This is a genomic window from Klebsiella quasivariicola, from assembly GCF_002269255.1.
In the GTDB taxonomy this organism is placed as follows: domain Bacteria; phylum Pseudomonadota; class Gammaproteobacteria; order Enterobacterales; family Enterobacteriaceae; genus Klebsiella; species Klebsiella quasivariicola.
The window spans coordinates 3263802-3277745 of sequence record NZ_CP022823.1 but is presented as its reverse complement, the minus strand read 5'-3'; the positions used below and the strand labels follow the sequence as shown (position 1 = coordinate 3277745).

Sequence of the window (13944 nt, the reverse complement as noted above, 5' to 3'; positions counted from 1 at the left end):
TCGATGCGGTTGTTTATTGCAGAAAAACCGAGTCTCGGACGGGCTATCGCCGATGTGTTGCCTAAACCGCACCGCAAAGGCGATGGCTATATTGAGTGCGGCAACGGGCAGGTGGTCACCTGGTGTATCGGCCACCTGCTGGAGCAGGCGCAGCCGGACATCTACGACAGCCGCTATGCCCGCTGGAATCTCAACGATCTGCCGATTGTGCCGGAGAAATGGCAGCTGCAGCCCAAACCCTCGGTCACCAAACAGCTCAATGTAATCAAGCGTCTGCTTGGCGAGGCGCAGGAAGTGATCCATGCCGGCGACCCGGACAGAGAAGGGCAGCTGCTGGTGGACGAAGTGCTCGATTACCTGCAGCTGGCGCCGGAGAAGCGCCAGCAGGTGCAGCGCTGTCTGATTAACGATCTCAACCCGCAGGCGGTTGAGCGGGCGATCAACCGCCTGCGCGCCAACAGCGAGTTCGTGCCACTCTGCGTGTCGGCGCTGGCGCGGGCCCGCGCCGACTGGCTGTACGGCATCAATATGACCCGCGCCTACACCCTGCTGGGGCGCAACGCCGGCTATCAGGGGGTGCTCTCCGTGGGGCGGGTGCAGACCCCGGTACTTGGCCTGGTGGTTCGCCGTGATGAAGAGATTGAAAACTTCGTCGCCAAAGACTTCTTCGACGTGAAGGCGCATATCGTCACGCCGCAGGAGGAACGTTTTGTCGCCACCTGGGTGCCAAGCGAAGCCTGCGAACCTTATCAGGATGAAGAAGGGCGCCTGCTGCATCGTCCACTGGCCGAGCATGTGGTCAAGCGCATCGAAGGGCAGCCGGCGCTGGTGACCGGCTATAACGATAAGCGCGATTCTGAACCCGCGCCGCTGCCGTTCTCCCTGTCGGCGCTGCAGATTGAGGCGGCCAAACGTTTCGGCTTCAGCGCGCAGAACGTGCTGGATATCTGCCAGAAGCTGTACGAAACCCACAAGCTCATTACCTACCCGCGTTCGGACAGCCGCTACCTGCCGGAAGAGCACTTTGCCGGCCGCCATGCGGTACTGAATGCGATTGCCGTCCATGCGGCGGACCTGCTGCCGCAGCCGGTGATGGATCCGGAGATCCGCAACCGCTGCTGGGATGACAAAAAAGTCGACGCGCACCATGCGATTATCCCGACCGCGCGCAGCAGTCAGGTCAAACTCAACGATAACGAAGAGAAGGTGTACAACCTGATCGCCCGGCAGTATCTGATGCAGTTCTGCCCGGACGCGGTGTTCCGCAAATGCCAGATTGACCTTGATATTGCTAACGGCAAATTTGTCGCTAAGGCGCGCTTCCTCGCCGAAGCGGGCTGGCGCGCGCTGCTTGGTAACAAAGAGCGTGACGAAGAGAATGACGGTACGCCGTTGCCGGTGGTCGCCAAAGGCGATGAGCTATTGTGCGAAAAAGGTGAAGTGGTGGAGCGACAGACCCAGCCGCCGCGCCACTTTACCGACGCCACGCTGCTGTCGGCGATGACCGGGATTGCCCGCTTTGTGCAGGATAAAGATCTGAAGAAGATCCTCCGCGCCACCGACGGTCTCGGCACAGAAGCGACCCGCGCCGGGATTATCGAGCTGCTGTTTAAGCGCGGCTTCCTGACCAAAAAAGGGCGTTATATCCACTCCTCGGATGCTGGCCGGGCGCTGATTCACTCCCTGCCGGAGATGGCCGCGCGCCCGGATATGACCGCCCACTGGGAATCGGTCCTGACGCAGATCAGCGAAAAGCAGTGCCGCTATCAGGACTTTATGCAGCCGCTGGTGGGGACGCTGTTCCAGCTGATCGATCAGGCACGGAGCACGCCAGTGCGTCAGTTCCGCGGCCTGGTGGCGCCGGGCGGGGCGAAAAAGTCGTTCAGCAAAGGTAAAGGCAAGCCGAAAGGCAAAAAAGCGGCAGACGATGCTGCGCCGCCGCCGCCGCAGTAACCCGCCGGTGGTCGCGAGGAAGCGATTCCCCGCGGCCACCGCTTCTCCGCCAGCCAGGCCAATGGTCTACACTAAACAGCCGGGCAGGGCCTGATTACTTTCCCCCCCTGAATGCGTCTTCGCCCTTCCCGATATTGTTGCTTATTTCTTTCACCGGCGATAAGGAGGACCCGTGAAATATATCGCTATCAGCCAACCGGGCGGCCCGGAGGTATTGCAGATCCGCGACGGAGATATCCCCACTATCGGAGAGCACGAGGTGCTCGTCGAGGTGAAAGCGGCGGGCGTCAACCGGCCGGATATTCTGCAGCGCCAGGGTCTGTATCCCATGCCTGAAGGCGTCACCCCCGTGCCCGGCCTTGAGGTGGCGGGCGTGGTCGCAAAAGTCGGCGCGCAGGTCACAGCGTTTACGCCCGGCGATCGCGTTTGCGCGCTGACCAACGGCGGCGGCTATGCCGAATACTGCGCCGTACCGGCAGGCCAGACGTTGCCGATCCCGGCGGGCCTTAGCTTTACCGAAGCGGCCGCCATCCCGGAAACGTTCTTCACCGTCTGGGCGAACGTCTTCCAGCTGGGTAAGCTGCAGCCTGGCGAAAGCATCCTGGTGCACGGCGGCGCCAGCGGGATTGGCACCACCGCGGTCCTGCTGTGCCACGCGCTGGGGATGACTGTCTATGCCACCGTTGGCCAGGACGAAAAAATCGCTGCCCTACGTCCCTATGCCACGGCGATTAACTACAAAACCGATGATTTTGCGGAGAAAATCGGCCAGCTGACCCACGATGAAGGCGTGGATGTTATTCTGGATATCGTTGGCGGCCCTTACTTTAACCGCAACCTTGGGCTACTGAAAAAGGATGGACGGCTGGTGATCATCGGCTTTATGGGCGGACGAATCGCTCATGAGGTTGATATTCAGACCCTGATGCTCAAGCGAGCCACCGTCACTGGCTCAACCATGCGCGGCCGGACGGCGGCGGAGAAACAGGATATTGCCGAGGCGCTGCGGCGCCACGTCTGGCCGCTGCTTGAGGCAGGGAAATGTAAGCCGCTGATCTACGCCAGCTACCCGATGGCGGAGATTGCCGAGGCGCATGCCTGTCTGGACAGTGGTCAGCATCTGGGAAAAGTGGTGATCACGATAACGTCGTGAGATACATCCCGGCGGGCAGCCGCCGGGATGGAGGGGGGCGGTTAAATCACGCCCTGGGCCAGCATGGCGTCCGCAACCTTCACGAAACCGGCGATATTCGCGCCGCGGACGTAGTTGGTCTGCTTCGCTTCACCGCCGTATTCGACGCAGGCGTGGTGAATATCCAGCATGATGTGATGCAGACGGGCATCCACTTTTTCCGCTTTCCAGCCCATGCGCGCGGCGTTCTGCGCCATCTCCAGACCAGAAGTCGCTACGCCGCCGGCATTGGCCGCTTTGCCCGGGGCAAACAGCACGCCAGCTTCCAGGAACAGGTCGGTTGCGGCGATGGTGGTCGGCATGTTGGCGCCTTCCGCCACGGCCTTCACGCCGTTGGCAATCAGCTGGCGGGCGGCATCGACGTCCAGTTCGTTCTGGGTCGCGCAAGGCAGGGCGATATCCACCGGCACTGACCACGGCTGCTGGCCTTCAAGATAGGTGAGGCCAAACTCGCGGGCGTAGTCGGCCACGCGGCCGTGGGCACGCTCTTTAATGTCGATCAGGCGGGCCAGTTTTTCTTTGGTGAAGCCCGCTTCGTCCACGACGGTGCCGTTGGAGTCGGAGGCGGTGACCACCCGCGCGCCAAGCTCCATCGCTTTCTCAATGGCGTATTGCGCGACGTTGCCGGAGCCGGAAACCGCCACGCGAGCGCCTTCGAAGCCGAGGCCGTGGCGTTTGAGCATCGCTTCGGTAAAGTAGATCAGGCCGTAACCGGTGGCTTCCGGACGGATCAGGCTGCCGCCAAAAGAGAGGCCTTTACCGGTGAAGACGCAGGCGCTGTTGTTGGAGAGCTTGCGCATCATCCCGGCCATAAAGCCGACTTCGCGGCCGCCGACGCCGATATCGCCCGCCGGTACGTCGGTATCCGGGCCAAGGTGGCGATAGAGCTCGGTCATCAGCGCCTGGCAGAAGCGCATCACTTCGCCATCGCTCTTGCCTTTAGGATCGAAATCGCTGCCGCCTTTCCCGCCGCCCATTGGCAGGGTAGTCAGGGCGTTTTTGAAGGTCTGCTCGAAGCCAAGGAATTTGAGAATCGACAGGTTGACCGACGGGTGGAAACGCATCCCGCCTTTATACGGGCCGATGGCCGAGTTGAACTGCACGCGCCACGCGCGGTTGACCTGGACCTGATTGCGGTCGTCAACCCATACCACGCGGAACTGGATCACGCGCTCCGGTTCCACCAGACGTTCCAGCAAAGCAAGCTGACGATAGCGCGGATTTTCCTCAAGGAAAGGCCACAGGGTGGTCATTACCTCCCGGACGGCTTGAGCAAATTCGGTTTGATGCGGATCGCGCTGTTGAACGCGGGTGAGAAAGCCTTCCAGAGTGCACGTCTGATCCATAGATATCAGTTCCCCTTATGGTTGTGGTTGCATGTATTTATTATGGTTCGGTCCTTGAAAAAACCGATTTTCCGACTATAACACCGCTAATCCTTAGGCAAGCAAGGAAAAATTGAGCCGACAACAAAATTTATAATCGCCCGCCGGTCATAACTAAAAGCGATGACGCAGCGGCGGGCGGATCAGCAGACGGAAAAGGTGGGGCGCTGGGCGATAAAGGCTTGCAGGAGCGGAATATCGGCCGGGGCAAGATCGAGGGTCAAGGCGTCAGCGGGCAGGCACCAGCGCAGCTGACTGTGATAGTGGGCCAGCGGCGTGCCCTGAAAATGCGGTACCCACCACGCGTGCAGATGGATCTGGCGACCGGAGACCTCCCGCTGATGGCTGGCGATATAGCATGCCGGACGGGCGATGATACCCATTTCCTCCTGTAGCTCCCGGGTCAGCGCCTGCGGCTGGCTTTCACCTGGCTCCACTTTGCCGCCGGCGAACTCCCACATCCCCGGCTGGTCGGCGTGGGGCGGGCGCTGCGCCAGCAGAATCTTGCCATCCTGTTCAATAATGGCCGCGACAACATCAATCATTTTTAGCATAAGCATCAACGTTAATAAGACGAATCTGGCCTATTATCACCGCCATAGACCTTGACTGACAACCGCCAACCCTGCTGGAGACCTCCGTGCTTGATAGCCACTTGCATCCGCGCCTTAAACCCCTGCTTAACGCTGTCGCCGGCGCCCTTGACCGTCCGGGCATCTCACCAGACGGGCTGACGCTGATCGGTTTTGCCATCGGCGTGCTGGCTCTGCCCTTTCTGGCGCTGGGGTGGTATGGCGCGGCGCTGGCGGCCATCCTCCTCAACCGCCTGCTGGATGGCCTGGACGGTGCTCTGGCGCGGCGGCGCGGGCTCACGGACGCGGGCGGCTTTCTCGATATTGCGCTGGATTTTCTCTTCTACGCCCTGGTGCCGTTCGGCTTTATTCTGGCGGATCCGCTTAACAATGCGCTGGCGGGCGGCTGGCTGCTGTTTGCCTTTATCGGCACCGGCAGCAGCTTTCTCGCTTTTGCCGCGCTGGCGGCCAGACATCAAATTGCCAATCCCGGCTACGCCCATAAATCGCTGTACTATCTCGGGGGACTGACGGAGGGGACGGAGACCATAATGTTGTTTGTCCTCGGCTGCCTGTTTCCGGCGCATTTCGCCTGGCTGGCGTGGCTGTTTGGCGCGCTGTGCTGGCTGACGACGGCGACGCGCATCTGGAGCGGCTACCAGACGCTAAAGCGGGTGGCTACACCGTTATAACGGCGCGCGTCGCCGACAAGGACCGTTATAACGGCGCGCGTCGCCGACAAGGACCGTTATAACGGCGCGCGTCGCCGACAAGGGGCGACGCGCTGAGGCGGGGTGCGTTACTGACTGCTTTCAGGGCCGCGCTCGCCGCGGGCGACCGGATTGTGCGGGTTGCTGCTCCATTCGTACCAGCCGCCGTCGTACACCGCGACGTGCGGCCAGCCCATAGCCCGGGCATACATAAAGGTTTCCGAGGCCCGCCAGCCGGTCCCGCAATAGAACGCCACCTGCTGGCTCGGCAGAATGTTCCACTGGCGCCACAGGGCAGCGATATCGTCGGCGCTGCGCATGGTGCCGTCCGGGTTATGGAAATCCTCCATGTGCGTGGAGTCGCTCCCGGCGTGGCCCCAGCGGGCGCCGGCGATGTCGCCCTTCGGTTTGATATAGCTATAGCCGCTGGTGGTGCCGATAAACTCCGGCCACGAGCGGACGCTGACCAGCGAGGCATCCTGACGATGCAGCAGGCCGCGGGCCTGTTCGGTATCCAGCATCAGCTGCGGCTGGCCGGGGATCGGCGCGCCGAAGTCTGGCGCCGGCTGCTGGGCCGGCGGCATACCGCGCTCCACCGGCAGCCCGGCGTCGGACCAGGTCTGCCAGCCGCCGTCAAGCAGGCGCACGTCTTTGACCCCGGCGTAGAGCATGATCTGCGCCACCCGCGCTGCGGCGTAGACGTCGCGACCGTAGAGGATCACTGTGGTGTCATGCCGGATGCCGTGCTTCGCCAGCATCGCCTTCAGCTGCGCATCGGACACTTTATTCCACAGCGGTTCGCTCTCCACCTCATTGGTATCGATGTAGCCCGCGCCAGGGATATGGCTCAGCAGATAGAGTTTCGGCGCTCCCCAGGCGGCTTCAAACACTTTCCAGTCGCCGGTTGGGGTGGCGGTTACGCTTTTCCCTTGCTGCAGGTCGTGCAGCCACTGCGGGTAGACCAGCTGTTCAAAGTGCGGCAGTTTTTGCAGGCGGTCGGTCTGGCTCAGCGCATCGCTCAGCGTGCTGAGCCGGGTGAAACCCGCTTGTTTCAACCGCGCCGCGACGCTGACGTTATCCTCCGGACTGCCGTACAGCGCGACGGGGGTATCAGGCTGGATCTGGTGCTGCTTAGCCCAGGCGCGGAGCTGATCGTCGCTCATGGCGCCGAGCCAGCGGGCGGAAAGATTCAGGGCCTGCGGCTCATGGCCTTCCGGGCCGTTGGCGCGCTGCGGCCAGCCGTTGTAATAAGCGCTCAGGCGGGTGTCAATGGCCACGCCGTGCTGCTGTTGCAGATGAGATAAGGTGAGCGCAGGCATGGTTTCAGCGGCGCAGGTGGTGGAAGCAGCAAGCCCCATAAGCAGGGCGAGTGCGGTCAATTGAGAAACACGTTTCATCGAAATGCCCGACGGTAAAAAGTGGAGGGCGTATTCTCCGCTCGCCAGGCATCGATTTCTTTGCGGTAACGCAGGTTTGCACGCTATTACTCTTCATTGCCAGCGCTCCATCGCCAGGCAGCGCCCCGCCGGCGGACCGTCCTCGCGATCGTGGGTCACAAGGATCGCCGGAATGGCCTGGCGGGCCAGTTCCTCAAAAACCCAGCGGCGGAACCCGGCGCGCAGGGTGGCATCCAGGCGGCTGAAGGGCTCATCGAGCAGCAGCGCCTCGGGGCGCGCCAGCAGCGCACGTAGCAGGCTCACCCGCGCCCGCTGCCCGCCGGAGAGCGTGGCCGGATCGCGTGGGGCGAAGCCAGCCAGTCCGGCGCGGTTGAGCGCCTGCTCGACTGCGACTTTTCGCGCCTCGCCGCGCACGCACTCCGGCAGCGCCAGCTGTAAATTTTGCCCGACGCTGAAATGGTCGAACAGCAGAGGGTCCTGAAACAGGATGCCGATGCGCCGACGCTCCGTCGGCAGCGTATCGCAGCGCCGTTCGTTGAGCCACAGCTCGCCTTCGGCGCGAAAATCGCCTGACAGGGCGCCAATCATCCAGGCAAACAGCGTCGATTTCCCGCTACCGGAGGGGCCCATCAGCGTCAGCACCTCGCCAGGCGCCACCGAAAAGGTAACCTCCCGCAGCAGCGGCTGGCGTTTCACGCTCAGGGTCAGATGGTTTACGGTTAGCACTAGCGAAGTCCTCGTCGGTAGCGGCCCGCCAGCCAGGCCAGCAGAGCCGTCAGGGTAAAGCATACTGCCGGCAGCAGTAATTGCCACAGCGCCTGGGCGGCGAGCGTCTGCACCTCGCCGCCGCTGCTGAGCGCCACCGCCTGGCTGGTGAGCGTCGGAATTCGGCCGGCCCCCAGCCATAGCGTCGGCAGATACTGCGCGATACTCACGGAAAAGCCCACCGCCAGCGCGGTCAGCAGCGGGCGGGTCAGCGAGGGCAGGGTCACCAGCCAGAAAATACGCGTAGCTCCCCAGCCAATCGTGCGGGCGATAACCGTCAGCCGCGGGTCGCGCTGGCGCCAGGCCGGGCGCAAAATAAACAGCATCCAGGGCACTACCCACAGCAGATGGCCCCACAGGACGGTCAACCAGTCGCCGTCAAGCCAGGCGTACAGCGCCAGCCGATACTGGCCATCGGCCAGCGGCAGGGCCGGCAGCACCAGCGGTAGCCAGACCCAGCCATCCCCTCGAGCCGGACCGCAGGCCAGCCACAGCAGGCAGACGGCCGCGCCGAGGGCGCAGGCCGCCAGCGCCAGGCCAAGGCTGTTGCCAAGAGCATCCATCTGCGGCGGCGTCGAGCGGGCCAGCCCCGCCAGCAACAGGGCGCCCAGCAGGCCGCTCAGCGGCAGCAGCGTCGCCAGCAGGCGCCCGGGCAGGGCATGAGGATGAGGGTGACGAACACCGCGCAGATCGGGCAGACGCCGACGCTGTAGCCGCCATCCGCCCCAGGCGATCAGCGCCATCCCGCCAAGGATCGCCAGCAGCAGCAGGCTGGCCAGCGTCCCTTTGGCCTGCTGCAGGTCGTCGCCCTGGCTTAACCACTGCCACGCCAGTACGGCGAGCGTGGGCGGATTGCCAGGCCCCAGCACCAGGGCGACATCGACCGCCGACAGACTCCAGGCGGTGGTGGCCAGCAGCACCATGCCGAGGGCGGGGAGGGTGGCGGGCAGCACCAGCCAGCGCAGGCACTGCCAGCGGCCATAGCCAAGGCTCTTCAGCGCAGTCGCCTGGTCGGCGAGGCGTTTCTCCCCCAACAGGCCATACAGCACCCACAGCATAAAGGCGCTCTCTTTCAGGGCCATCGTCAGGCCAAGCCCGATGCCGTACCGGTCAACCGGCGGCGACAAGAACGGCAGCTGCTGCCAGAGCCAGCCCCCTTCGGCGAACAGCAGCAGCGCCGCCGTCGCCAGGGCAAGATGCGGCACCGCCAGCAGCAGCGGCAGACGGGAAGCCAGCTGTCGCCAGCGCGGCGAGGGCCAGAGGGCTGCGGCAACGGTCAGGGCGATCAGCAGCGCACCGCCGACGGACAGCAGCGTCGAGACAAGGGTGGCGGCCAGCGCCTGGCCCAGCTGCGGGTCGGCGAACAGCGCCCGCCAGTGGACCGGGGAGCGCGCAGCGCCCACCAGTTCCCCGGCGGCGGGGAGCAGCGGCAGATAGATCGCCGCCATTGTCCCCCAGGCCAGCAGGATCAGTGGGTACCGTAGCGACGCAGCCATTCCTGCTCCAGCGCGTCAACCCATGCCGCGTGCGGCTCGGCAAGCACCGGCGGCAGATCCTGCGGCACGGTGGCCGCCAGCGCCTGCCGCTGGCCGTCAGGCAGACGCTGCGGGTCCAGTACGCTCGGATCGCCCCAGACGGCGGCATCGGCCTTGCGCAGCTGCGCTTCGGGCGAGATCAGGAAATTGGCCACCACTTTGGCGCCCGCGACGGCGCGGGCGTTAGCCGGGATGGTAACGAAATGGACGTTGCCGAGGGTCCCCGCCGTAAAGCCGAAGCTGTAGCTGTCCGTCGGTAATTCGCCGCTGGCGGCTTTCTGTCGGGCGTGCAGCGGGTTAAAGGTGAGCGATAAGCGGAGGGTGCCCTGGTTGAGCATGGTATCCATCCGTGCCGGGGACGCCGGGAAATCTTTCCCCGCTCGCCACAGGGCCGGGTGCAGCGCATCGAGATAGCGCCACAGCGGGGCCGTGACCGCCGCGAAGGTCGCCGCCTGCGGCGGCTGGCGCAGGGCGGCTGGCTGGTCGGTGAGGGCAATCAACAGTTGCTCCAGCAGGGCGGTGCCAGTGAAGTCCGGCGGCCGCGGATAGGTTACGCTGCCCGGATGGGCTCTGGCGAAGGCCAGCAGCGCCTGCGGGCTGGTGGGCGGCTGCGGCGTTTGCCCGCGGCGGGCGATAAACGTCAGCTGGGCGCTACCCCACGGCGACTCCGCGCCCTCGGTGGCGACAGAAAAGTCTTCCCGAACCGGCTTTTGCAGATCGACAAAGCGCCAGTTGGGCAGCGATTCGGCCCAGCCGGTGAGCAACAGGTTGGCCTGTTTTAGGGTGCGAAAGTTCTCGCCGTTGATCCACAGCAGATCCACCGACCCGCCCCGGCGACGACCGGCCTGCGCCTCGCTCTGGATGCGTTTCACTGCGTCGGCGGCGTCGGCGACAGGCACGATACGCAGGTCGATGGCGTAGTGGCGTTTCACCTCCTCGCTGACCCACGCCAGATACCGGTTGACGGCCGGGTCGCCGCCCCAGGCGTTAAACCAGACGGTCTGCCCGCGGGCTTCGGTCTGGATCTGCTGCCAGCGGTCGTCGGCATGAACCGCCAGCGGCAAGAGGAGCAGCAGGCACAGACAGAGGCTGTAATCACGCAAACGGCGCATCGTTACTCCTTATTGTGTGAGGAAGAGGTGGGCAGCTGGCACAGGCCCTGGGCCGGGATTGCCATCGCGGCATTAAACCGCGCCGATAAATTTTGCAGGCCAATCAGGGCGGTCAGCTCGGTGAGCGCCCGGGCGTCAAAATTCGCGGACAGCGCGCTGCGCAGGGCATCATCTACCGCTGGCGGCGTCTGGGTGGCGGCTTCGGCATAGGTCAGCGCCAGACGCTCTTTTTCGCTGAACAGCGTACTGCTGCGCCAGTCGGCGACCGCCAGCAGCTTGTCCTGGCTCCCGCTCCGCGCCGCGAGGGTCATGCTGGTGATATCGATACAGAATTCGCAGTGGCACAGCTGGGCGATGCGGGCGCTGACCAGCGAGCGCAGCACCGGCTCCAGCGGCGAGCGGCGGCGTTCAATATAGCCCACGAACAGCGAAACCAGATAAAACAGCCACGGGATCCGTCCCCACCAGCGAATGGGGCTCAGCACCTGGCCGTAATGCCGGCGGTGCAGCCAGGCCTGCGGACGAAGGATCAGGGGGACAGAATCCAGCGGGGGTAAGCTCATGGCGACGATCTCTTATGACGTTCACGGTAAATATTTTTGGCGATAGAGATGACTACCGCCAGGGCAAAAAGCAGCGAAAGCCCGGTGGCCAGCCAGAAGGTGCCCCCGGTGAGCAGACTCCCGGCCCAGGAATAGACGATGGTCGCTGGCAGCTGGCCCACGCCGGTGGCCAGCATAAAGGGCCAGAAGCGCAGCGTGGTCAGCCCCGCGGCATAGCTGACCGGATCAAACGGCACAAACGGCAGCAGGCGACAAATGAGGATCGTCTGCGGGCCAAAGCGGGTGAAATAACCGTCAACGCTGCGCAGCACCGTGCGGCCGGTGAGTTTTTCCACCACTTCGCGCCCGAGCGCTCTGGCGATGCAGAAGCAGAGCCCGGCCCCGACCATGGCGCTGAACCACGACAGCGCCCCGCCCCAGAAGGCGCCGAACAGCGCGGCGTTCGCCAGGGTAATCAGGAAAGCCGGCAACGGGGCGACGATCGCCTGGAGGATCATCAGCGCAAAAGAGACCAGCGCGGCCTGCGGCCCCCAGGCGGCGATAAACCCTTCGACATGCTGCGGATCCAGCGACGCTAACGCCGCCAGGCTCTGCTGCAGAAAGGCACGCCCGCCGGGGAACCACAGCCAGGCGGCCAGCGCGGCGACGGCCACGACGGCAAGGGCCAGCCGGGCGCGGCGCAGGTGATGGCGATCAGGTCGGGTCATGGCGCACCTCCTCACTGCACGCCGCCACGCGACGGGCGCGGGCAAACCGTTTGCCCATCTGCACCAGGGCAAACAGCAGTCCGCCGGCGAGGCTCAGTTTGAGCGCGAAGGCGAGGGTCACCCCCTCGCGGGCCAGTTCGCTGGCCATCACCGAATAGATGACCAGACCCGGCAGGGTGGTGACGGCGGAGATCAGGGTAAAGGGCCAGAAGCGGATCGCCGTCAGACCGTAGGCGTAGTTCTGAATGTTGTAGGGAAAGAGCGGCACCAGGCGGGTGAGGATCAGGAAATCGCTACCGCTGCGGGCGATACCGCGCTCAATCGCCTGAAAGACGGCGGTATGGCCCACATAGCGCTGCAGCAGATCGCGCCCAAGCCAGCGGGCAAGCAAAAACGACAGCGAAGAGGCGACGGTGGCGGCGGCAAACGAGAGCAGGGAGCCTGGCAGCGGGCCGAAGAGCATCCCACCGGCGATCACCAGCAGGCTGCCGGGGATGAGACACAGGGTGGCAATGATAAATAGCGCAACATAGACCAGATATCCCCAGGCGCCATGATGGCGCAGGGTGTCCTGAAGCAGATGCAGATGAGTCAGCAGATCGTGGAGACCGACGCGATGGCTGATCACGGCCAGCGTGGCCACCAGCGCGAGAAGTCCCAGCCCTTTACCAATGGCCGGATGACGGCTTCTTTTGCATGGGGGTTCTCCTGTACAGCCTGGGCGCGGTGGACATCAAAAAGTGCGCGCGACAGTATCCTGTTCCGACAACGGTCACAATGCTTTACCGTCGCTTTGTTGATTTTGCTCAGGAAATTCTGCCCCCCGCAGAGCGGGAGGCGAGAGAAGGGGCGAATTATGGTCGGAAGGTGGCCCACACCGGCGCGTGGTCGGACGGTTTTTCCATCCCACGGATCTCATAATCGATCCCGGTCTCCACGCAGCGCTGCGCCAGAGGCTGGCTGGCCAGCAGCAGGTCGATGCGCAGCCCGCGGTTATCGTCGAAGCCTTTGGAGCGGTAATCAAACCACGAGAAGTGCTCCTGATTGTCCGGGTTAGCCTGACGCCAGGTGTCCACCAGCCCCCAGCCCAACAGGCGGTCCATCCATTCCCGCTCTTCCGGCAGGAAGGAACATTTGCCGGTGCGCAGCCAGCGTTTGCGGTTCTCTTCGCCGATACCGATGTCGAGATCGGTAGGACTGATGTTCATGTCGCCCATGATCAGCACCGGCTGCTCTTTGTTGAGTTCGGTCTCCAGATAGTTCTGTAGATTCTGATAGAACGCCGCTTTGGCCGGGAATTTGGTTTCATGATCGCGGCTTTCACCCTGCGGGAAATAGCCGTTAATCACGGTGACGTTGCCGAAAGGCGATGGGATCTCCGCCATGATGATGCGGCGTTGAGCCTCTTCGCCATCGTCCGGGAAACCGCGGCGGACGGCAATCGGCGTCTCTTTGGTCAGCAGCGCGACGCCATAATGGCCTTTCTGCCCGTGATAAAAGACGTTGTAGCCGAGTCTGGCAACTTCTTCCAGAGGGAACATGTCGTCGTGAACTTTGGTTTCCTGCAGGCCAATCACGTCCGGCTGGTGTTTTTCGACGATGGCGGCCAGTTGGTGTGGGCGGGCACGCAGGCCGTTGATATTAAAAGAGACGAATTTCATAGTCGCTGCCACTGTGCAAGGTGAATAGTGCAGGGATGGTAGCAGAAATTCGCCAGGCTGGCTGCCACCCGATACATCATTCTGCCAATCGCTGCGCATGAGCGTGCCGTGGTTGCCCCTTTTGCGGGCATGCCGCGCCAAAAAAGGGCAAATAGCTACGATAAATTTCGCAGAGGATCACAATTACAGAATTATATCTTACCGTTGCATAACTTATCTTTGTTAATCACTGTTTATCCCCCTTTATCGGATACTTATTCACTAAATATGCATTTTATGTGAATAGTGAATGGTTGTAACTCCTTGATTTTGCGTTATCTCATCCGGTTTATGCATTTTTATCGCTGGCTGGCACGAACCGTGCAATCTACATTTACAGCGTAATAACTCAT

Annotated in this window: 13 protein-coding genes; 3 read left to right on the top strand and 10 right to left on the bottom strand. The window is 63.1% G+C overall.

Annotated features, from left to right (window positions below; genetic code table 11):
- Positions 1-3 precede the first annotated feature (3 nt).
- Both B8P98_RS16305 and B8P98_RS16300 read left to right on the top strand, forming a co-directional pair.
- Positions 4-1953, top strand: coding sequence for a DNA topoisomerase III (locus tag B8P98_RS16305; protein WP_025714542.1), 1950 nt, complete (start codon positions 4-6; stop codon positions 1951-1953).
- A 172-nt stretch (positions 1954-2125) separates the two neighbouring features.
- Positions 2126-3106, top strand: coding sequence for an NAD(P)H-quinone oxidoreductase (locus tag B8P98_RS16300; RefSeq protein WP_025714543.1), 981 nt, complete (start codon positions 2126-2128; stop codon positions 3104-3106).
- 41 nt (positions 3107-3147) lie between these two features.
- Here B8P98_RS16300 and gdhA read toward each other — a convergent pair whose 3' ends face one another.
- Entirely contained in the window at positions 3148-4491 is a 1344-nt protein-coding gene (gene gdhA, locus B8P98_RS16295) for an NADP-specific glutamate dehydrogenase (protein WP_025714544.1), read from the bottom strand.
- A gap of 182 nt (positions 4492-4673) precedes the next feature.
- Complete coding sequence (locus B8P98_RS16290) at positions 4674-5084, bottom strand: pyrimidine (deoxy)nucleoside triphosphate diphosphatase (RefSeq protein ID WP_080897244.1); 411 nt, start codon at positions 5082-5084, stop codon at positions 4674-4676.
- Between the two features lie 86 nt (positions 5085-5170).
- On the opposite strand from B8P98_RS16290, the gene B8P98_RS16285 reads away from it, so the two are divergent.
- Positions 5171-5794 carry a CDP-alcohol phosphatidyltransferase family protein gene (locus tag B8P98_RS16285; RefSeq protein ID WP_025714546.1) on the top strand — a complete coding sequence of 208 codons (624 nt, stop codon included), beginning with the start codon at positions 5171-5173 and terminating at the stop codon, positions 5792-5794.
- Positions 5795-5901: 107 nt separating this feature from the next.
- On the opposite strand, the gene B8P98_RS16280 is transcribed toward B8P98_RS16285, so the two are convergent.
- The 8 genes from B8P98_RS16280 to xthA all read right to left on the bottom strand — a co-directional run bounded on the left by B8P98_RS16280 (position 5902) and on the right by xthA (position 13552).
- Positions 5902-7209, bottom strand: a complete 1308-nt coding sequence (locus B8P98_RS16280) for a sulfurtransferase (protein ID WP_095033226.1) — start codon at positions 7207-7209, stop codon at positions 5902-5904.
- A 93-nt stretch (positions 7210-7302) separates the two neighbouring features.
- Positions 7303-7935 carry an ATP-binding cassette domain-containing protein gene (locus B8P98_RS16275; RefSeq protein ID WP_080924378.1) on the bottom strand — a complete coding sequence of 211 codons (633 nt, stop codon included), beginning with the start codon at positions 7933-7935 and terminating at the stop codon, positions 7303-7305.
- On the bottom strand, positions 7935-9470 hold the full coding sequence (locus tag B8P98_RS16270; protein WP_087806031.1) for an ABC transporter permease subunit: 1536 nt from the start codon (positions 9468-9470) through the stop codon (positions 7935-7937). The genes B8P98_RS16275 and B8P98_RS16270 overlap by 1 nt, the downstream gene beginning before the upstream one ends.
- Entirely contained in the window at positions 9443-10621 is a 1179-nt protein-coding gene (locus tag B8P98_RS16265) for an ABC transporter substrate-binding protein (protein WP_087806029.1), read from the bottom strand. Before B8P98_RS16265 ends, B8P98_RS16270 begins: the two co-directional genes overlap by 28 nt.
- Positions 10622-10623: 2 nt before the next feature.
- Positions 10624-11184 (bottom strand): carboxymuconolactone decarboxylase family protein, encoded by a 561-nt coding sequence (locus B8P98_RS16260; RefSeq protein ID WP_087806027.1) that lies wholly within the window; start codon positions 11182-11184, stop codon positions 10624-10626.
- The gene (locus B8P98_RS16255) at positions 11181-11891 is read right to left on the bottom strand and encodes a TVP38/TMEM64 family protein (protein ID WP_087806025.1); all 711 of its coding nucleotides are present in this window, start codon (positions 11889-11891) and stop codon (positions 11181-11183) included. Before B8P98_RS16255 ends, B8P98_RS16260 begins: the two co-directional genes overlap by 4 nt.
- The gene (locus B8P98_RS16250; RefSeq protein WP_095033225.1) at positions 11878-12534 is read right to left on the bottom strand and encodes a TVP38/TMEM64 family protein; all 657 of its coding nucleotides are present in this window, start codon (positions 12532-12534) and stop codon (positions 11878-11880) included. The genes B8P98_RS16255 and B8P98_RS16250 overlap by 14 nt, the downstream gene beginning before the upstream one ends.
- A gap of 211 nt (positions 12535-12745) precedes the next feature.
- Positions 12746-13552 carry an exodeoxyribonuclease III gene (gene xthA / locus B8P98_RS16245; RefSeq protein ID WP_080897202.1) on the bottom strand — a complete coding sequence of 269 codons (807 nt, stop codon included), beginning with the start codon at positions 13550-13552 and terminating at the stop codon, positions 12746-12748.
- Positions 13553-13944 lie beyond the last annotated feature (392 nt).